The 19,927-nt window shown below is 66.4% G+C and carries 18 protein-coding genes and 1 pseudogene; 12 read left to right on the top strand and 7 right to left on the bottom strand.

Going from position 1 to position 19,927, the window contains the following annotated elements; translation table 11 throughout:
* Positions 1-84: 84 nt before the first annotated feature.
* The 4 genes and pseudogenes from JOF46_RS05990 to JOF46_RS05975 form a co-directional block, all read left to right on the top strand.
* A pseudogene (locus JOF46_RS05990) lies at positions 85-693 on the top strand (transposase); the annotation flags it as partial.
* 77 nt (positions 694-770) lie between these two features.
* Complete coding sequence (locus tag JOF46_RS05985) at positions 771-1,343, top strand: Chromate resistance protein ChrB (RefSeq protein WP_209906483.1); 573 nt, start codon at positions 771-773, stop codon at positions 1,341-1,343.
* A 7-nt stretch (positions 1,344-1,350) separates the two neighbouring features.
* Entirely contained in the window at positions 1,351-1,806 is a 456-nt protein-coding gene (locus tag JOF46_RS22515; protein WP_209906482.1) for a DUF1232 domain-containing protein, read from the top strand.
* On the top strand, positions 1,803-2,312 hold the full coding sequence (locus JOF46_RS05975) for a DUF2127 domain-containing protein (protein ID WP_209906481.1): 510 nt from the start codon (positions 1,803-1,805) through the stop codon (positions 2,310-2,312). Before JOF46_RS22515 ends, JOF46_RS05975 begins: the two co-directional genes overlap by 4 nt.
* 40 nt (positions 2,313-2,352) lie before the next feature.
* Here JOF46_RS05975 and JOF46_RS05970 read toward each other — a convergent pair whose 3' ends face one another.
* The gene (locus JOF46_RS05970; protein ID WP_342592379.1) at positions 2,353-3,654 is read right to left on the bottom strand and encodes a benzoate/H(+) symporter BenE family transporter; all 1,302 of its coding nucleotides are present in this window, start codon (positions 3,652-3,654) and stop codon (positions 2,353-2,355) included.
* Positions 3,655-3,946: 292 nt separating this feature from the next.
* Between JOF46_RS05970 and benA the strand changes: the two genes are divergently transcribed.
* From benA to JOF46_RS05935, 7 genes are all read left to right on the top strand, one after another.
* Positions 3,947-5,347: a benzoate 1,2-dioxygenase large subunit gene (gene benA, locus JOF46_RS05965; protein ID WP_209906479.1), complete on the top strand. Its 1,401-nt coding sequence runs from the start codon at positions 3,947-3,949 to the stop codon at positions 5,345-5,347.
* The gene (benB, locus tag JOF46_RS05960) at positions 5,325-5,870 is read left to right on the top strand and encodes a benzoate 1,2-dioxygenase small subunit (protein WP_209906478.1); all 546 of its coding nucleotides are present in this window, start codon (positions 5,325-5,327) and stop codon (positions 5,868-5,870) included. The genes benA and benB overlap by 23 nt, the downstream gene beginning before the upstream one ends.
* 120 nt (positions 5,871-5,990) lie before the next feature.
* On the top strand, positions 5,991-7,547 hold the full coding sequence (benC, locus tag JOF46_RS05955; RefSeq protein ID WP_209906477.1) for a benzoate 1,2-dioxygenase electron transfer component BenC: 1,557 nt from the start codon (positions 5,991-5,993) through the stop codon (positions 7,545-7,547).
* Entirely contained in the window at positions 7,544-8,383 is an 840-nt protein-coding gene (locus JOF46_RS05950; protein WP_209906476.1) for a 1,6-dihydroxycyclohexa-2,4-diene-1-carboxylate dehydrogenase, read from the top strand. Before benC ends, JOF46_RS05950 begins: the two co-directional genes overlap by 4 nt.
* Before the next feature lie 225 nt (positions 8,384-8,608).
* Positions 8,609-9,967, top strand: coding sequence for an MFS transporter (locus JOF46_RS05945; RefSeq protein WP_342592377.1), 1,359 nt, complete (start codon positions 8,609-8,611; stop codon positions 9,965-9,967).
* 132 nt (positions 9,968-10,099) lie between these two features.
* The gene (locus JOF46_RS05940; RefSeq protein ID WP_209906475.1) at positions 10,100-12,751 is read left to right on the top strand and encodes a helix-turn-helix transcriptional regulator; all 2,652 of its coding nucleotides are present in this window, start codon (positions 10,100-10,102) and stop codon (positions 12,749-12,751) included.
* A gap of 39 nt (positions 12,752-12,790) precedes the next feature.
* Positions 12,791-13,585: an alpha/beta fold hydrolase gene (locus tag JOF46_RS05935; RefSeq protein ID WP_209906474.1), complete on the top strand. Its 795-nt coding sequence runs from the start codon at positions 12,791-12,793 to the stop codon at positions 13,583-13,585.
* Positions 13,586-13,687: 102 nt separating this feature from the next.
* On the opposite strand, the gene JOF46_RS05930 is transcribed toward JOF46_RS05935, so the two are convergent.
* The 3 genes from JOF46_RS05930 to catA all read right to left on the bottom strand — a co-directional run bounded on the left by JOF46_RS05930 (position 13,688) and on the right by catA (position 15,539).
* Positions 13,688-13,876: a hypothetical protein gene (locus tag JOF46_RS05930; protein WP_209906473.1), complete on the bottom strand. Its 189-nt coding sequence runs from the start codon at positions 13,874-13,876 to the stop codon at positions 13,688-13,690.
* Between the two features lie 76 nt (positions 13,877-13,952).
* Complete coding sequence (locus tag JOF46_RS05925; RefSeq protein ID WP_209906472.1) at positions 13,953-14,513, bottom strand: flavin reductase family protein; 561 nt, start codon at positions 14,511-14,513, stop codon at positions 13,953-13,955.
* A gap of 171 nt (positions 14,514-14,684) precedes the next feature.
* Positions 14,685-15,539 (bottom strand): catechol 1,2-dioxygenase, encoded by an 855-nt coding sequence (gene catA, locus JOF46_RS05920; protein WP_209906471.1) that lies wholly within the window; start codon positions 15,537-15,539, stop codon positions 14,685-14,687.
* Positions 15,540-15,986: 447 nt separating this feature from the next.
* Here catA and JOF46_RS05915 point away from each other — a divergent pair, with 447 nt between their 5' ends.
* The gene (locus tag JOF46_RS05915) at positions 15,987-17,372 is read left to right on the top strand and encodes an HNH endonuclease (protein ID WP_209906470.1); all 1,386 of its coding nucleotides are present in this window, start codon (positions 15,987-15,989) and stop codon (positions 17,370-17,372) included.
* Positions 17,373-17,509: 137 nt separating this feature from the next.
* Here JOF46_RS05915 and catC read toward each other — a convergent pair whose 3' ends face one another.
* From catC to JOF46_RS05900, 3 genes are read right to left on the bottom strand one after another with little or no spacing between them, the layout of a single operon-like run.
* Complete coding sequence (gene catC, locus JOF46_RS05910; RefSeq protein WP_209906469.1) at positions 17,510-17,788, bottom strand: muconolactone Delta-isomerase; 279 nt, start codon at positions 17,786-17,788, stop codon at positions 17,510-17,512.
* Positions 17,789-17,821: 33 nt separating this feature from the next.
* The gene (locus JOF46_RS05905) at positions 17,822-18,922 is read right to left on the bottom strand and encodes an enolase C-terminal domain-like protein (RefSeq protein WP_209906468.1); all 1,101 of its coding nucleotides are present in this window, start codon (positions 18,920-18,922) and stop codon (positions 17,822-17,824) included.
* Positions 18,919-19,812 (bottom strand): LysR substrate-binding domain-containing protein, encoded by an 894-nt coding sequence (locus tag JOF46_RS05900; protein ID WP_342592376.1) that lies wholly within the window; start codon positions 19,810-19,812, stop codon positions 18,919-18,921. Before JOF46_RS05900 ends, JOF46_RS05905 begins: the two co-directional genes overlap by 4 nt.
* Positions 19,813-19,927 lie beyond the last annotated feature (115 nt).

The following is a 19,927-nucleotide window of genomic DNA, read 5'->3' as shown; positions in this document are numbered from 1 at the left end:
TCCGGAACCCGGGCCGCCGACACCGGTATCGGCATAACCACAACCTCGGCATAACACGACCTATGCCGATATCGGCATAGGTCGTGGGACATTACCGATGTCTACTCGCCGTGGCGCAAAATCGTCTTCAAGGTCTACTCCGTGATGGACATCTTCTCCCGACAGATCGTGGGGTGGAGGGTGGAGGAACGCGAGGCCAACCACTTGGCTGTGGAGATGTTCGAAACGGCCATCGCCGAACACGGCGCACCCCAGCTGGTCCACGCGGACTCCGGCCCGGCGATGAAATCCCATCTGCTGCGCGATGCCCTCACCGCCCACGGCGTGGAGCTGTCCTATATCCGGCCCTACGTGAGCAACGACAACCCGTTCAGCGAGTCCGGATTCCGGACCATGAAATACCGACCGGGCTACCCGCGCATCTTCAAGACCGTCGAGACCGCCAGGAGCTACATCGGCGACTACGTGCCTTGGTACAACACCAAGCACAAGCACTCGGGCATCGCCCTGTTCTCACCCTCACAGGTCCACGACGGCTCCTGGAGGGACGTGTGGAAAACACGCGACCACGCGCTCCAGGGGTACTACGCCCAGAACCCCGGACGGTTCCGCCGACGACCCACCACTCCATCCCCGGCCGACCTGGTCGGCATCAACCTGCCCGAAACGAAACCAGTAAGACTAAGCGCCTAGTGACTCCACACAGCTTGACAATTTTCGGTCTTGTATAACTTGTTACATTTTTTGCTGTAACCGTCTAACCTTGCAGCATGACATGGTTGGTATTGATCGTTCGCTTGACCGGGGCCTCGTCGCGGCACCGCGTCGCCGTGTGGCGGGAACTGCGCCGCATCGGCGCAGCCCCCGTCTCCCAGGGGGTGTGGACAGTGCCCGATACCCCACATTTCCAAGGCTCCCTCACCAAGGTCCAGGAGCTGGCAGCCAAGGGCGCCGGCGATGTCATCGTGCTCTCCACGGCCTCCACCGGCGCGCCCGGCCAGGAAGCCGTGGCCACCGCCTTCCGAACCCTGCGGCTCGAGGAATGGAAGGAATTCTCCGCCGATTGCGGGAAGTTCGAGGTCGAGATCGCCAAGGAGATCCGCATCGAAAAGTTCACGCTCGCCGAGCTGGAGGAGGAAGAACAGAGCCTGGAACGGCTGCGCCGGTGGCACCGCGACCTGAAGAGCCGCGACGTGCTGGAACTGGCCGAGGCCACCGCGGCCGAGGAACACCTGAAGAACTGCGTCGCACGCCTCGAGGAGTATGCCGACATGGTCTATGCCCGGCTGCACAACGACGGCGCCCCGGTTGAACCAGGATCCGCAGATTCCGGGCGGGGCTGAGTCGGGGATGCCCTGGCTTGAGCCCCTGCTGGCCATCCTCGGCGGCCTGCTGCTGGCCTATGCGGTGGCACTGGCGCTCTTGTGGCTTTACGCGCGCAAGAACCCCGGCACCGTCGACCTGGGCGAAGCCCTGCGGCTGCTGCCCGAGCTGCTTCGCTTCCTGGGCCGGCTCGTGTCGGACAGGGAATTGCCGCTGCGTCCCCGCCTGGCCCTGCTGTTCCTGCTCGTCTACCTCGCGTCCCCGATCGACCTGGTGCCGGACTTCATCCCGGTGATCGGCTACGCCGACGACGTTCTGGTCGTGGCCCTGGTGCTGCGCCTGGTGGTTCGCACCTCCGGCAGGCAGCCACTTGAAAGGAACTGGACAGGTTCCGCGACCGGCCTGCTCGTGGTCGAAAAACTCGCGGGATTGGCCCCGGAAGCCCCCCTGCCGGTGCCCGTGCACCGGGAGAAGCGCCCGTGAGAAATCTTGATTGGTGGGGACGCCTGTTTTGGGTCGGCGTCATCGGCAAGGGCCTCGACGGCCTGGCGGAAGTCATCGGCGGCCTGCTGCTGCTTTTCGCCAGCCCCGGGACGCTTAACCACCTGGTGCTGCTGCTGACCCGCGAGGAGCTCTCCGAGGATCCCACGGACTTCATCGCCACGCACCTGCTCCACGTGGCCAGCGGGCTGACCGACCAGGGGATCACGTTCGCCGCCGTCTACCTGCTGATCCACGGCGCGGTGAAGATCGCGCTTGTCACCGCCCTGCTGCGCAAGCAGTTCTGGGCCTACCCCTGGATGATTGCCATGCTGCTGGCCTTCATCGCCTACCAGGGCTACGAACTTGTCGTGGCACCCACCGGCGGACTGTGGGCACTGACCATCTTCGACGCCGCGGTCACGGTGCTGACCTGGCACGAATACCGCCGCCACAAGCGTCGGCACGACCTGGCTTCCGACCCGGCGCACCACGTGGGATCCGGCTAAACCTTCCCGGAGACGCTCCCGGAATCGGCGCCCCGGCGACTCATCCCAGAGGCTCGGGGACCGGAACCTGCCGCTCCCGAACTTGTCCCACCGAACTTTTCCGGCCGCGCGGATTCCGCAGGGCCGTCAGCACCAGGTACACGCCGGCACCTGCCAACACTCCCCAGAACGGTGCCACGATGCCGAACGGGGCGATGCCCGAGGCCGTGACGATCAGGGTGACGACGGCGGCCTCGATGGCCGCCGGTCCGTGCGGCCCCGCATCGAGCATGTCCAGCATCGAACCGTGCAGGGCGCCCAGCAGCGCCACCCCGGCCATGGCGGTGATCAGCTCGCCCGGCACCGCGGCAAAGAGGTCAAGGATCGTGGCGCTGAACAACCCGAAGCCAATGAAGAACAGGCCGCCGGCAACCCCTGCGACATAGCGCTTGGCCGGGTCCTCGTGGGCCTCGCGCCCGCAGCAGATTCCCGCGGTGATGGCCGCGAGGTTGATGGCGTGGGACCCGAACGGCGCAAACAGCACGCTGGCCACGCAGGTGCCGGTCAGCAGCAGCCGGTCGTTGGGCTCGTAGCCGCTGGTGCGCATCATCACCAGCCCCGGGCCGTTCTGTCCGGCCATGGTCACGATCAGCAACGGGATGGAAATGCCCATGATGGCCTGTATGGAAAAGGTGGGCACGGTGAACAGCGGACTGGTCAGCGCCAGCGACAACTCCGGGGCCCGCGCTTGGCCGGCCGCCACCGACAGCAACACGCCAACAACCAGGGCGCCGGGCACCGCGTACTTCGGGAACAGGCGCCGCCCGGCAAAATATGCCACCACCAATCCACCGGCAACCAGCGGAGAGGCAAGCACCGCATGGGTGACGTTCAGGACGAACGGCAGCAGCACCCCGGCCAGGACCGCGGCAAGGATCGGCCGCGGAACCACGGCCAACAATTTGCCGAACAGCCCGCCCAAACTGAGCACCAGGCCCAGCAACCCGGCCACCAGGTAGGCCCCGACGGCATCGGAGAATTCGTAGTCCCCCAGCACCGCCAGCAACAGCGCCGAGCCCGGAACCGACCAGGCCACCACGACGGGCTGGCGAGTGAAAAAGCTCAGCACCAGGCCCACGATGCCGCTGCCCACCGACACCGCCCAGACCCAGGACGTGGTCTGCGCCGTATCGAGGCCCGCCCGCTCGGCGGCCTGGATGATGACCAGCATCGGACCGGCATAGGAAACCGCCACGGCGATGAATCCGGCGCAGATCGCACTGATCGAGACATCCCCCCGGAGCCCCGGGCGGCGGACGTTTCGGCCGCGGGTCGCGGCTCCGCCTTGTTGGTTCTTGGGCACGGTGTTGGCCGCCTTTCGGGTGGTGGGAGCCGGCCGGCCGGCAGCGGCGCCAGGGCCGATGCAGGGATGCAAACCGCCTGGGGCACCCACGTTACGTCGCTCACAGCGGGCCGACAAATATCCAAAAAAGTTTGATTGATAGGGGAAGACACCCAATGGGCCCCACCCTTGGCCAAGCCTAGGCATATGCCCAGTGTGAGGTCGCGCACGTACTGGCATGGTGTAGATCATGGTTTCGCCACCCCAGCGGTGGACCCGGGCGCCAACGCCCCTACGAAGGATGGAGCACCCCATGACTGAAACTCTCAATGCAGTCTCGACACTGCTCGACGACGCACTCGTCGACAGCCCGGAGACCGGCGTCTTCCGCGCCAACCGGAACATCTTCACCGACGAAGAGATCTTCGAACTGGAGATGAAGCACATCTGGGAGGGCAACTGGATCTACCTGGCCCACGAGTCCCAGATCCCCAACATCGGCGACTATTTCACCACCAACATCGGCCGCCAGCCGATCGTGATCTCGCGCAACAAGGAAGGCGTGCTCAACGCCCTCATCAACGCGTGCAGCCACCGCGGGGCCATGCTCTGCCGCCGCAAGACGGACAACCGCACCACGTTCACCTGCCCCTTCCACGGCTGGACCTTCAACAACTCCGGCAAGCTGCTCAAGGTCAAGGACTCCCGCGGCGCCGGCTACCCGGAAGGCTTCAACAAGGACGGCTCGCACGATTTGACCAAGGTCGCCCGCTTCGAGTCCTACCGCGGATTCCTCTTCGGCTCGCTGAACGCGGACGTCAAGCCGCTGGAAGAGCACCTGGGCGAATCCACCAAGATCATGGACATGATCGTGGACCAGTCCCCCGACGGCCTTGAGGTGCTGCGCGGTTCCTCCACCTACACCTACGACGGCAACTGGAAGCTGCAGGCGGAAAACGGCGCCGATGGCTACCACGTCTCGGCCACCCACTGGAACTACGCCGCCACCCAGGCCCGCCGCAGCGCCGGGGAGTCCACCAACGACACCAAGACCATGGATGCCGGCGGCTGGGACAAGCAGGAAGGCGGCTACTACTCCTTCGACAACGGCCACCTGCTGTTGTGGACCGAGTGGCTGGACCCGGCCAACCGCCCGTTGGCCGAGAAGCGCGACGAACTGGTCGCCGCCCACGGCGAGGCCAAGGCCGACTGGATGATCGGTGTTTCCCGCAACCTCTGCCTGTACCCCAACGTGTACCTGATGGACCAGTTCTCCTCGCAGATCCGGGTCTTCCGCCCGGTCGCCGTGGACAAGACCGAGGTCACCATCTACTGCATCGCGCCCGTCGGCGAATCCGACGAGGCCCGCGCCAACCGCATCCGCCAGTACGAGGACTTCTTCAACGCCTCGGGCATGGCGACCCCGGATGACCTGGAGGAATTCCGGTCCTGCCAGAAGACCTACATGGCCACCGCCGCCAAGTGGAACGACCTCTCCCGCGGCCAGGCCCACCAGATCACCGGCGCCGACGAGAACGCCAAGAAGATCGGCCTGGAGCCGATTTCCTCCGGCGCCCGCACCGAGGACGAGGGCCTGTACCCGATCCAGCACGGCTACTGGCTTTCCGCCATGCGCGAGGCCGTTGCCGCCGAGGCGGCAAACACCACCAACGGAACCACCGAAAAGGGGCATGACATTGACTGCAACCACTGACGCCATCGTCACGGAGGTCCGCACCAGCTCCGGGACCCTCTCGCTGGAGGACATCAAGCAGTTCCTCTACCGCGAGGCCCGCTTCCTGGACGACCGCGACTTCGACCGCTGGATCGACTGCTACCACCCCGAGGCCACCTTCTGGATGCCGGCCTGGGCCGACGACGACAAGCTCACCGAGGACCCGCAGCGCGAGATCTCGCTGATCTTCTATGCAAACCGCGGCGGGTTGGAAGACCGCGTCTTCCGCATCAAGACCGACCGCTCCTCGGCCACGAGCCTTCCGGAACCGCGCACCGGGCACAACATCTCCAACGTGGAGATCGTCTCCGTTGACGGCGACAGGGTCGACGTGCGTTTCAACTGGTTCACGCTGTACTACCGCTACCAGAACGTCGACACCTACTTCGGCGCATCCTTCTACACCATCGACTACTCCGGCACCCAGCCGGTGATCATGGCCAAGAAGGTCGTGCTGAAGAACGACTACATCCACCACGTCGTGGACATCTACCACATCTGATTCCCCGCGCCCCCGGTGGGCAAACCGGCAGGCGCGCGCGGGGGCAGTGATGCCCCCGCCCCGCCCTTGCCCGTACCAGCCGTTGCACCTCCCTGCACTATTTTGAAAAGAGCTCCCCTCATGACCTATCAGGTTGCCCTCGCCTTCGAGGACGGAATTACCCGGTTCATCAAGGTCGGACCCCGCGAAACCGTCGCCGATGCCTCCTACAAGGCACGGATCAACATCCCGCTCGACTGCCGTGACGGCGCGTGCGGCACCTGCAAGGCCTTCTGCGAATCCGGCACGTTCGACGCCGGCGACTACATCGAGGAGGCGCTGACCGACGACGAAGCCGAGAAGGGCTTCTGCCTGCCCTGCCAGATGGTCCCCGAGTCCGACCTCGTGCTGCAGATCCCCACCACCTCGGACGTTGCCAAGACGGCGGCGACCACGTACTCCTCGACGCTGACCGAGATCCGCCGGATCTCCGAGACCACCTACGCCTTCACCCTCGAGATCGAAAACCGTGACGACCTGAACTTCCTGCCCGGCCAGTACGTGAACATCGAGGTTCCCGGCTCCAACGGCCAGACCCGCTCCTACTCCTTCAGCTCCGGCCCGGAGGTCTCCACCCTCTCCTTCCTGATCCGCATCACCGACGGCGGACTGATGTCCACCTACATGCGCGACACGGCGCAGGTCGGGGACCAGCTGAACTTCACCGGCCCGATGGGCAGCTTCTTCCTGCGCGACCCCAAGCGCACCTCGCTGCTGCTGGCCGGCGGCACCGGCCTGGCTCCGCTGCTGGCCATCCTGGAAAAGCTCTCCGGCATGGGCAACGCCCACCCCGTCCACCTGATCTATGGCGTCAACACCGACACCGACCTGGTCGAGATCGATGTGCTCGAGGACTACAAGGCACGCATCGACGGTTTCACCTTCGACACCGTCGTGGGCGACCCGGCCAGCAGCTCGGAAAAGAAGGGCTACGTCACCAACCACTTCGAGCCGCACCACCTGGTCGAGGGCGACGTCGACATCTACCTCTGCGGTCCCCCGCCGATGGTCGAGGGCGTCCGCCGCCACCTGGAGGCCGAGGGCATCAAGCCGCAGAACTTCTACTTCGAGAAGTTCGCTCTGGCCGTCACCCCCGATGCTGCAGCGGCACCGGCACCCGCAGCGGCACCGGCTCCGGCGGCAGCTCCTGCCGCAGTGGCCCCGGCAGCCCTGCCCGCCTACGAAATCGGCGAAGAGCATGCAACGTTTCAGGCGCAGTTCGACGCGCGCATGGCCCTGGAACTGGCCATCGTTGAACTGACCATGGGCAAGCTGACGCCCGAGCAGCTTGTCGAGTTCAAGGTGCTGGCCGAACTGGCCGGCAAGACCCTGGACGGCGAGAAGTTCGTCAGCTCCGAGGAATTCACCATCACCAACGAGGCCTTCCACGAGTTCCTGTTCAACTGCGTCGGCAACGAACACCTGCTCCAGGCCTACCAGCGTCTGGAGGTCCCCGCGACCATGGCCAAGGTGCTGCGCAAGGAGCACTGGATCGACGGCGCCGTCGACGCCGACCACCTGTCCATCGTTGCCGCCTTCGAAAACCAGGACCTGCCCGCCGCACGCACGGCCATCATCGCCCACAACGAGCACGCCAAGGCCACCATGGCCGCAGCGTCGCGCACCCCGGGCAAATGAGCGCCGACAACACGGCGGCGAACCAGGCCGCCACGGCTTCACTGCCCGGGTCCTTCCACGCCGGCCGCTTCGCCTCCAAGGTCGTGCTGATCACCGGGGCCGCCCAGGGAATCGGCTGGGCCGTGGCCCGGCGGATCGCCGCCGAGGGTGGGGAACTGGTCCTGGTGGACCGCTCCCCGCTGGTCCACGACGTCGCCGAGGGCCTGCGTGCCCACGGCGTGCACGCGCTGAGCGTGACAGCCGACCTCGAGGCCTTCGAGGGCGCGATGTCCGCTGTCACCGCCACGGTCAGCGAATACGGCCGGATCGATGTGCTGATCAACAACGTCGGCGGGACCATCTGGGCCAAGCCGTTCGAGCACTATGCGCCGGAGGAGATACAGAAGGAAATCCAGCGTTCGCTCTTCCCCACGCTGTGGATGTGCCGCGCCGCGTTCCCGGAAATGATCAAGGCCGGGTCCGGCACCATCGTGAACGTCTCCTCGGTTGCCACCCGCGGCGTCAACCGCGTCCCGTACGCCGGGGCCAAGGGCGGGGTCAAGGCCATCACCTCGGCCCTGGCCATGGAGGGGGCGGCCCACGGGATCCGCGTGGTGGCCACCGCGCCGGGCGGCACCGAAGCCCCCGAACGCCTGGTGAAGCGCGGCCCGTCCCCCGAGGGCGAGCAGGAGCAGGCCTGGTACCAGCAAATCGTTGACCAGACCGTCGAGTCAACCCTGCTCAAGCGCTACGGAACCCTTGACGAGCAGGCCGGCCCCATCGCGTTCCTGGCCTCCGACGAGGCTTCCTACATCACCGGCAGCACCCTTGCGGTGGCGGGCGGGGATTTGGGCTAGGGCCCGTTCCCACCCCCATTTTGGTCGCAGGCGGCGGTCTTGCCGCCGCCTGCGACCGGCATCCACCAGCACCAAGTTTCCACCCAGCAATTCCACGGCCCGCCGCCCGAAATTCCTTCGGGCCACGGCTTCCACACCCCAGGGAATCCCCTGAGGCACTTGTTCGTGCCCTGACACCCGCACAATGCCGTGCGCGCCGGGCCCATGAGACAAATGGAGCACAACGTGAAATCACCGGAACCAAGCACCCTCGCAAGGCAAAAAAGCACCGTGGCCTGGGTGGTGGCCATCGCCGCCATCGCCCTGATCTTCGACGGATACGACCTTGTTGTCTACGGAACCATCGTCTCCACACTGCTCAACGACCCCACACAGCTCGGCGAGATCGGTCCCGCCACCGCCGGGGTGCTGGGCAGCTGGGCCTTGTTCGGTGTCATGGTCGGCGCGTTGACCACCGGCGCGGTCGGGGACTACCTGGGCCGGAGGAAGATCATGATCACCGGCATCATCTGGTTCTCCGTGTTCATGGGCCTGACGGCCCTGGCCCCGAACGTCTTCGCGTTCGGCGCCCTGCGCTTCGCCACCGGGCTCGGCGTCGGAGCGTTGGTGGCCACCGCGGGCGCGGTCGTGGCAGAGTTCGCCCCCAAGGGCAAGCGCAACTACTACAACGCCATCGTCTACTCGGGTGTCCCGGTCGGCGGCGTCCTGGCGTCCCTGCTGGCCATCGTTCTCCTTGACCACGTCGGCTGGCGCGGGCTCTTCCTCATCGGCGCCACCCCCATCCTCTTCCTGCTGCCCATGGCATTGGCCAAGCTTCCGGAATCCCCCGAATGGCTCATGGCCCGCGGCCGCACCGAGGAAGCACAGCGGGTCTCGATCCGCACCGGAGTCCCGATCGCCGAGCCCGTTGCCACCGGAGCCCCCGTGCTTCTGACCGAACCCGTTGACACCAAGATCGGCTTCCGGGCATTGGCCTCCAGGAAGTATGCGCTGCCGACCTTATTGCTGGGCCTGATGAGCTTCGCCGGCCTGATGCTGACCTACGGCCTGAACACCTGGCTGCCGCAGATCATGTCCCAGTTCGGCTACGGCAAGTCCTACTCGCTCGCATTCCTGTTGGTGCTCAACGCCGGTGCGGTCTTCGGAGGGCTCATTGCCTCCGTGGGCGCGGACCGCATCGGTGCCAAGCGCGTGGTCTCCACGACGTTCTTCCTCGCCGCGGTGGCCATGGTGCTGCTGACGATGCAGCTTCCCTTCGGAATCCTGCTCGCACTTGTTGCCGTGGCCGGGGTGGGAACCATCGGCACGCAGGTGCTGATCTACGGGTTTGTTTCCAACTACTACAACTCCGCCGCCCGCGGCGCAGGTGTGGCCTGGTGCGCCGGATTCGGCCGGTTGGGCGGCATCTTCGGTCCGTTGATCGGAGGGCTGCTCATGGCCGCGGGCGTGGAGAACCACGTCGCCTTCTACGTCTTTGCCGGGGTTGCTATCGTTGGTGCATTGGTCACCGCATGCGTTCCGCTGCGCAACTCCGAGGCGCAGCTGCCCGCGGGCTCCGCTGTACGGGTCGAGCTCGCGAAGTAACAGCCATGGGTCGGGTGGAACACCGGCAATATTGGGGGGCTGCGTGGACAAGGATGTCCACGCAGCCCCGCCTGTGTACATTGAAAGATTGGTAGACGCGGAACCATGGATCAACAACGGTCATTGGCCTTGATGGCTCGCTTGCTGCAAGCCGCCGAGGGGTGTGCCGCGCAGCTGCTGATCGTGCGCGGCCCGGCCGGGTGCGGGAAGACCACCATGGTGCGGCGCTTCATGGAAAACCACAAGCATCTTGCCGCCTGGACCTCCGGCGGGGCCCGCTGGGAGCAGGAACTTGCAGGATCGGCCCTTCAGGAAATTTTGGGGTCCTCCGACACCGCGGGTCCCGATCCGCTGCCCGAGGCCCTGCTCGCCTTCCTCCAGGCCGTCGGCAAGCGCACCGGCATCGTCCTGGTCGAAAACCTGCAGTGGGCGGACGCCGAATCCCTCGCCGCCCTGCTGTTCGCCTGGCGGCGGCTGCGCAACGAACGGGTGCTGGTGATTCTGACCCTCCGCCAGGAGGAGGCAGTCTTCCTCCCGCCCGGGGCCCGCGAACTCATCGAGGCGCCGGGCAGCACCACGATCGAGCTGGACCCGCCGAGCGGTGCCGTCCTGAGGGAAATCTCCGTGGCCCGGCTCGGCGTCGAGCTTTCGGCGGCCGCGGCCGACCAGCTGGCCACCTACACCGCCGGAAACTTGCACACGGCGCTGGACCTGGTCAGGGAGAATCCCGGGGAAACCTGGAACCAACCCGGCCACCGGTTCCCGGTGCCCCGTGCGCTGGCAGCCGACACGGCCGCGCGGCTGGACGGGCTCTCGCCCGCTGCCAGGTCCCTCATCGAAGCCGCCTCGGTGCTGGAGCACGGCGCCCGGCTGGACGCCGTTGTTCGCCTGGCCGGAACCACGGACCCGCTCCCGTTGGTGGAGGAATGCGTGGCCTCCGGGCTGGTCGCCGTGGCCGGAACCGGCGGAAACCTCTCCCTGGTGTTCCCGGGACCCATCGCGCAGGTCGCCGTCTACCACCTGATCCCGCTTTCGCGCCGTCTGGCCCTGCATTCGGCCGCTGCCGAAACGAGCGAGAGCGAAGGAACCGCACTGGCCCACCGGGCCGATGCCACGCTGCTCTCGGACCCGGCGCTGTCGCATCTATTGGAGCTCTACGCCCAAAAGCAGGCAAAAAAGGGGCAGTGGGCCTCGGCCGCGGTGGCTCTGCACCGGGCGGCGGGACTGGCGACCGACAGCGCCCACCGCGACCCGCTCTTCCTGCGTGCCGTGGACGCCACGGTGGCCGCCGGTGATTTGCCCGGCGCGCTGGCCTGTTCGGACGAGCTGGCATCCCTGGCCGCCAGCCCGGCACGCGACCTGCTTTCGGGCTACATCGCGATCCTCCAGGGCCTGGCAAACACCGCGGACTTGTGGCTGGCCAGCGCCTGGAGAAGCGCCGCCCACTCGGGACAGACCGAGATCATGGCCACGGTGGCCCAACGCCGGGTCCTTGACGCGCTCTGCCGGATCGATGGTCCCGGCTTGGTGGGGTGGGCGGAAAAGACCCTTGAGCTGGCCAACCCGGAAAGCACGTTGGCCGTGGAGGCCTCGGTCATCCAGGGACTGGGCCTGGGCATGATCGGCCAAGCACCGAGGGGTGAGGAGATGCTGGCAGCGCTTCTGTCCAAGCTTCCTTCGGGTGCCCAGCGCCAGCGCGCCGAGATGTCGCTGGGATGGCTGCATGTCGCCGCGGACCAGGTGGAACTGGCCCGCCACGAACTTTCCGGCGCCAGCTCGACCGATTACAGCGAAGGTTCCCACCGCATTGCCCTGTGGGCCAGGGCCTGGCTGGCCCGGGCCGAGTTCGCCGCCGGGGACTGGGACCAGGCGCTGGAGACGGTGCGTGCAGCAGTTCTCCTGCAGGAGCGCTCCGGAATCGAGTTGGTGCGCCCGTTGCTGCACCACACCGCGGTGCTGATCCACTCCATGCGCGGGGAGCAGGACGAGGCCCAGGCCCACCTGGCCAAGGCCTGGGCACGCACCGGAAGCTACGAGGTGATGCAGGTGCCGTACCGCATGGCCCGCGCGTCGGCCGCCCGCGCCCGGGCCGACCACGACGAGGTGATTCTGGCCCTCGAGCCGTTGTTGGCGTTCGACCGTTCGGGCGGGATCGACGAACCGGGTTTCTGGCCCTGGCAAGACCTCTACCTCGATGCCCTGGTGCGCAAGGACCGCCTCGACGAGGCTGAAGCGCTGTTGGAACCGTACGAAGCGCTGGCCAGGGCACGCAACCACCGCTCGACCACGGCGCGCGCCCTGGTGGTGCGCGGACAGATCCTCGGTGCACGCGGAGACATCGACGGAGCACGGGCCGCCTTCGACGAGGCCCTGGCCAAGCTGCAGGGAACTGCCCTGCCGGTGCTGCGGGCCCAGGTGGAGTACGCCTACGGGCAGGCCCTGCGCCGGGCGGGCAAACGCGGGGACGCCGTCGGACCGCTCACCCGGGCGCTGGCCGGTTACACCCAGCTCGGCGCCACGATCTACATCCAGCGCTGCAACCGGGAGCTGCAGGCCACCGGCATCAGCGTCCCGCGCCGCGACGCCGCGGACTGGTCGACGCTCACCTCCCAGGAAAAGGCGGTGGCTTCGCTGGTCTGTGCCGGGGCCAGCAACAAGAAGGCCGCAGAGGAGCTGTTCATCGGCGCCAAGACTGTCCAGTACCACTTGACCAGGATCTATGCGAAGCTCGGGGTGACATCCCGCACCGAGCTAGCCGCCCGGTACCGGGAGTCCGACGGCTAGGCATGGGCAGGGCCGGGAGCACCGGCGTAACGTGAAAGCATGGGATCCGCGATCAGGAAACTCAAGCTATCCACGGGCATCGAGGTGCCCTGCTTCACCGCCGGGGACGCGGATGCGCCACCGCTGCTGTTGCTGCATGCGTGGGGCGAATCCTTCGAGAGCTTCGACCGCTTGGCGCCCCTGATGGCCGGCTTCAGGGTCCACGCGCCGGACCTGCGCGGCCAGGGCGATGCCGACAAGCCGCAGGGCGGATATTCGCTGGCGGAACAGGCCGCGGACGCCGCCGCGATCCTCGATGCGCTCGACGTCCCCCGGGCCTTCGTCCTGGGTTCCTCGAGCGGCGGATATGTTGCCCAGGCTCTGGCCGTGGACCATCCGGAGCGGGTCGCGGCCCTGGTGCTGGTCGGCGCTCCGCTGAGCCTGCGCGGCAGGCCCGACTTCGCCAATGAAGTCGAGACCCTGGTGGACCCTGTCGGCGCGGAGTGGGTCCGCGAATCGCTCACCTGGTTTCCGCTGCTGCACGAGGTGCCCGCCTGGTACATCGACGACCGCGTGGACGACGGAACCAGGATGCCCGCACACGTGTGGCGCGCCATCCTGGACGGATTGTGCGAGGCCGTACCCCCGACCGAATCGGGAACCATCGCGGCACCCACGTTGGTCCTGTGGGGCGGGCACGACCACCTGCTTTCACTGGCCGATGAGCAGACCCTGGCCGCGCGCATTGCCGGTTCGGTGCTGAAGATCTATCCGGACGCCGGGCACCTGGTCCTGTGGGAATGCCCTGAACGCGTGGCGGCAGACGCGTCGGAGTTTCTTGGTTCGCTCGGTTGAGCCGACGTGCTCCCTGGACCTTTGACAAACATGGCAGAGGCCCAAGACAGCTCCATCGCTGTCTTGGGCCCCTGGGTCGTCCGTGCAGCTCGGGACGGAAACCTAGGCGGCAAGCATTGTGGTGCGGTGTTCGGTGGCCTGCATTCCGGGCTGCGAGAGGTCGCGCTCGGCTTCGGGCATCCACCCGGTCCAGGCCCAGTGGTTCAGGCTTTGGACGGTGTCGGTGCTGCTCCGCAGGACATTCGCGGGGCGGTTTTCTCCTGCGGTCTTACGCCGGGTTGGGACAAACATGGTGTGCTCCTTTGTTGCCAGGCAGTGCATGGATGGTTGGATGTGGTGGTCGTCCAGCGCAGCCGGACGGCGCGGTTCAGGGGCGTTGGGGCGCAAACGGCAGGAAGGCCTTGGCGCCGGCGAACCAGCTTTCACCTGCTCCGCCAGTGAGGCGTTCACCGATGCGGTGGAAGGTTCCCCCGTGGAAGAGCAGCGGCTCGGCATCGCCGAGGGCCAGCGAGCGGACTTCGCCGACCACGATGATGTGGTCGCCGCCGTCGTAGTGGTTCCAGGCCCGGCATTCCAATGTGGCGGCGTTGCCCACCAGCACCGGGACGCTTCCGTTCAAGGCCCATTCCGGTTCGCGGTCCAACGGCTGGCCGGCGAAGTGCCTGGCAACCTCCAGCTGGTCAGCGGAGAGGATGTTGATGGCGAACGAGGACCCGTCCAGGTGCTTGGCGGCCCGCGAGCTGCGGGTCAGCGTGATCTGGGCCAGCGGCGGGTCCACGGACACCGCTGCGAAAGCGGTCACCATGGCGCCGTAGGGTTTGCCGTCGGTTCCCTGCGTGGTGACCACGGTGACGCCGGTGGTGAATTGTCCAAACGCGCTGCTCAAATCACTCGCATCCACCGAGTTCAACATGGTTTCCTGGGTCATTGGTGGTTCTCTTTCGCATGTTGTTGCCGGGTTGCGACGGTGGTCTTGGTGATGTCGTGGCACCCGGTTGCGGCACCGCTCGCGGCTCCGCGGAAGTGCGGGGGTACGACAACGGCGGGGTCCCCCGGAAACGTATCCGAGGAGCCCCGCCGTGACGAGGGAGGTGAGGACCTACTTGGCTACGGGATCAAGCACGAAGTCGTAGGTGGTCTGCACGCCGGTACCTTCGGTGGCCGGCTTGATGTCCAGCAGCAGCTCCGGCTTCACCGCGGTCGCGATGTCGTCGTCGTTGTGCTCGTCGCCCGGGAAGTACAGCTGGGCGGTGAGCAGCTCGTGGCCCGGGGCCGAGACCTTCAGGTGAAGGTGGGCCGGACGCCAGGCGTGCCAGCCGGCGGCGGCGATCAGCTGGCCGCAGGCACCGTCGGTCGGGATCTGGTACGGGGCCGGCTGCATGGTGTTGATCTGGAAGTTGCCTTCCGCATCGGCAATGAAGGTGCCGCGCAGGTTCCACTGCGGGATGTTCGGGGCGAACTGGGAGTAGAAGCCTTCTTCGTCGGCGTGCCACAGCTCGATCTTCGCATTGGACAGCGCGCTGCCGTCGGTGCTGCGGACCTGGCCCTGGAAGAGCAGCGAGGTGCCCTTCTCATCGTCGCGCATCTGGATGGTGGCCGGGGACTTCTGCTCCGGAGCCTCGGGAACGTAGTACGGGCCCTCGATGGAGCCCTTGTTGCCCTCGCGGTGGTCGGTGGCGACGTCCTCAACGGAGTGCTCCAGCCAGACATCGAGGAACAGCGGCCATTCACCGTCGGCACCGACCTTGATCAGCCAGGACTTCAGGGCGTTGAACTCGTCGTAGCTGACGCGCTCTTCGAGGACGATGTCGTTGGCGGCCTTGATCAGCTTGCTGGCCAGCAGGTTGACCCGCTCGACGTCAACCGCGAGGGACGAGGTCTTGCCGGATTCGCGGAAACGATCGGTGGCTGCGTTGCCTGATGCTGCTGCGCTGGCGGTGGTTTCGGTGCTCACGAGTTGCTCCTTCTATCTCCTGCTGGAGGGGTGTTGTTGCGCTGGACGCCGGTCACACCATCCGGTGACTGCGCTCACAGCGACTTTCCATGTCTTCAATCTATGGCGGTTATTGAGAAGAGGGAAATACTTCTTTCGGCTTCATTCAGAGCTTCTGCATATAAGTCGACGGCTTCTTTGGTCGATTTGCCGTGAACTGCGCCCCGCCGATCGAACCGCACTTGATCCCGCCTGCAGAGGGAAAGCATTCAACCACCATCTCGCGGTCTCGCGCGGGGGCCGGGAAGCAGCAATTTCCGCGGCTTGGGTGCCCATTCCGGGCCCGATTGTCAAGCCCCCCGCGCAGTTCTGTGGACAACCAAAAACCGATGCTGACATGCACTCTTGTGCCAAAATGGTCGCACTCCGGGTCTTCATTTTGCCGGTCTTACGGCGTAGAATGGAGGTATGTTCGATGAATACCACAAAGAGGATTCGGAAGACGAACCCCCCGACGAAAACAGTGCGCCGGCGGCCCCAACGCCCCCGGCCATCCCCCTCCCGCCGGTGCCCGGACGCAGCCACGCCGAAGACCTGGCCTACCTCCACGCGTTCCTGGACGGCGTCGCCAACCTGCACACCGGCGGCAGCGCCCGGGACCAACACGAAAAAATGGCCATGCTCGAACGCATCAAGGGCGCGGCCTGCGGCGCACAGCTCATCGCCGGCACCATGATGCAGCAAAGCGTCATCGACGCCCGCACCGAGGCCGGGGTCCACGAAAACAACCCCGCCTACGGGGTCGGCGTCCAGGCCGGGATGGCGCGGCGCGAATCCCCGGACAAGGGCAGGGCCTTCATGGCCTACTCCAACCGCATGGTCCAGGACCTGCCCCTGACCTTCGCCGCACTGCTGGCCGGGAACCTCAACGAGGCCCAGGCCATGGCCATCGACAGCGAAACCCGGAACCTCCCCTCCCGGGAACGCCAGGAAGTGGACGCCGAACTGATGCGCACCCCGCACGCCCTGGACGGGATGTGCGACCGGCAGCTGGTGGACACCGTGCGCCGCCTCGCCTACAGGTACGACTCGCTCGACGCCCTGACCCGCCTGGAGGACGCCCGGGCCGGGCGCTACGCGGCCGCGTTCCCGGCCCGCGACGGCATGATGCAGCTGGCCGGGCTGCTGCCCGTCGACGACGGACTGGCCGTGCACCAGGCCCTGGACGAGGCGGCCCGGGAGATCAAGGCGGCCGGGGACCCCCGCACCCTGGCCCAGATCCGGGCCGACGTGCTGGTGGACCGGGTCAGCGGGAGGAAGCCGGCCCAGGGCGTGAAGGTCGTCCTGAACCTGGTCATGAACGACCGCACCCTCTTCCAGGGCTCCAGCGAACCGGCCCACCTGGTCGGCTACGGCACCGTCCCCTCCACCTGGGCCAGGATGGTGGTCGCCGGGCGGGACCCCCAGGACCGGGAACGCTACCGGGGGCTGGTGTCCCTCAAGAGGATCTACACCCACCCCGACACCGGGGCGCTGGTGGCCATGGACTCCAGGTCCCGCCAATTCCCCACCGCCCTGAAGGACCTGATCAGCATCCGCGACAGGTACTGCCGCACCCCCTGGTGCAACGCACCGATCAAGCACTTCGACCACGTGGTCCAACACAGCCGCGGCGGCCCGACCAGCGAGGCCAATTCGGCCGGGAGGTGTGCAAGTTGCAACCAGACCAAGGAACAATCCGGCTGGGAGGAGCGCGTCGTGGACAGCGGCGGGCGGCACGCCATCGAGATCACCACCCCGGTCGGGGCGACCTACACCTCCACCGCACCGCCGCTGCCCGGCACCCCCGGCTGACGCCGGGGACCCGCACCACACCCGCACCACACCCGGCGCCAGCCTGCCCGCCAACGAAAACGGTCCGCGGCACCCGGGCACGCATTGAAGCGTGCCCCGGCGCCACGGACCGCGCGGCGTGCGAAAGAGACAGGGTATTAGCGAATCGAGTTCGGGTGCTTGGCCAGCGGGGTGACATTGATCTTCATGTACGGGTACATCGGGAACCCGCTGAGGATCTGGTGCAGCTCGTCATTCGATTCGACGTCGAACAGCGAGTGGTTGGCGTACTCACCGACGATGCGCCAGATGCCGGCCATTTTTCCGCTGCTTTGCAGCGATCCCGAGTACTCCTTCTCGCGGACCTGGAAATCGGCGATCTGCGCCTCGGTCAGGTGGGTCGGGAACGTTACGTCCATGCGGGCAAGGAACAACATGTCTTCTCCTGGATTAGGCGTGATGGGTAGGTGCTAGTTCTGGCGGTATTGGGAGAGCTTGTCCTCGTCGATGGCGGCGCCGACCCCCGGGACGTTGCGCACCGAGATGCGGCCGCCGTTGATGCGGATGGGTTCGGCCAGCAGGTCGTCGGCCATGTCCAGGAAGTTGGACAGCTCGCCCGCCCGGCGGACGGTGGCCTCGTGGGCGGCACCGAAGGTCACGGTGGCCAGCGAGCCGACCTGCGTGTCGATCTGGTTTCCCATGGTGACATCCACGCCCAGCCCGGTGCACAGGCCCAGGATCTCGGTGGCCTCGGTGAAGCCGCTGCGTGCAGTCTTGATGCAGATCGCGTTCGAACCTCCGGAGAGCAGTTCGCGAGAGACATCCCCGGCCGTGGGCACCGACTCGTCGCCCACGATGGGGATCGGGGACTTTTCCACCAGCCGGCGGCGGCTCATGGCTTCCTTCGCGTCGCATGGTTCCTCCAGGGCTGTCAGCCCCAGGCCCTCGGTGCGGCGAAGCACCTCCATGGCCTCGTTGGCGCTCCAGCCGCGGTTGGCGTCCAGGTAGAGTTCCACGTCGTCGCCGAGCCCGGCGCGCAGCACATGGCAGGCCTCGATGTCCAGGGCCAGCGGGCGGCGTCCGACCTTGAGCTTGAAGGTGGTGATGCCGTATTCCTCGCCGAAGCGCAGCGCCTCGTCGAGCAGTTCCTGGGCCGGCTTGAAACCGAGCATGTGCGAGACGCGCATCGAATCGGTGTAGCCGCCCAGCAGCTTGTGCACCGGGGTTCCCAGCGCCTTGCCCAGCAGGTCCCACAACGCGATGTCCACGGCACCCTTGGCGACCTGGTTGTGGATGGTCCGGGCCATCACCTCGTGGACCTTGCCGCGGTCGAAGGGATCGAGCCCGATGAGTTGCGGGGCGAAGACCTTCTCGATGATGGTGATGATCGATTCCTGGGTCTCGCCATAGGTGTAGGGCCGCGGCGGGGCATCGGCCTCCCCGATGAGTCCCTCGTCCGAGTGGATGCGCACCAGCACGTGCTCGGCATCGGTGACCTGGCCGCTGGCGAACTTGAGCGGGTGGTTGTAGGGAATCGAATAGGGAATCGCTTCAATGCGCAGGATCTTCACGCCTGGTTTCCTTCCGTGGTGGCTGGAGTCTCGAAGAGGTCCAGGAACTTTTTCAGCAGGGCGGTTTCGTTGTCGGTCTTCCAGGCGACGGCAAGGTCGACCGCGGGCGCATTGCGCAGCTGGCGGAAGACGATGCCCTGCAGGGCAAACATGCGTCGTGCGGTGGGGACCAGGGCCACGCCCATCCCCGCCGCTACGAATGAAAGCAGGGTGGAGGTCTCCTGGGTTTCCTGGACGATCTGGGGGCTGAAGCCGGCCCGGCGGCAGGCCTCGGTGGAGATGGCATTCACCGCGGAGCTCATCGGGTAGGCGATGAAGGGTTCATCGGCCAGGTCCGCAAGGTCGAGCAATCCGCGCGAGGCAAGTTCGTGGTCCTCGGGCAGTGCCACGACAAGTTCGTCCTTCTCAAGGAACTTCAGGCTCAACTGGTTCGAACGGATCGGCGGGCGCAGCACCGCGACATCCACGCGCTGCTCTTCCAGCGCGATTTCCATCTCGGGGGTGAGCATCTCGCCCTGCACGCTCAGGCGCAGGCCCGGCATGTGTTTCCGGGCCGCTTGCACGATGATGGGCATCAGTCGGTAGGTGGCGGTGCCGGAGACGCCCACCCGCAGCACGCCGCTGGCGCCCTGGCCCACGAGCTTGACGTCCTGTTCGAGCTTCTCGATTTCGGCCAGCAGCAACCTGGCCCGGGCCAGGAGCAACTCGCCGGCAGCGGTGAGGTCTACCTTGCGGGTGGTGCGCACCAGCAGTTGGGTGCCCAGCTGCTCCTCGAGCGCCTTGATCTGCTGGGACAGCGGAGGCTGGGCCATATGCAGGCGTTGTGCCGCGCGGCCAAAGTGTTTTTCCTCGGCCACGGCAATGAAGTAACGCATCTGACGTACTTCCACGTCGTCCACCCTCCGGTTGCGGGCACCGATGTGCTCCACAGCCAGATTAGGACGCAAAGATTACTTATGGGAAATACATGTTTCAGCTTGATTCAGAGGTAAAAAGTATCAGTCA

The sequence above is a fragment of the Paeniglutamicibacter psychrophenolicus genome (assembly GCF_017876575.1).
GTDB lineage: Bacteria > Actinomycetota > Actinomycetes > Actinomycetales > Micrococcaceae > Paeniglutamicibacter > Paeniglutamicibacter psychrophenolicus.
The sequence above is the reverse complement of the archived record's forward strand: the minus strand, read 5'-3'. Positions and strand labels throughout refer to the sequence as shown.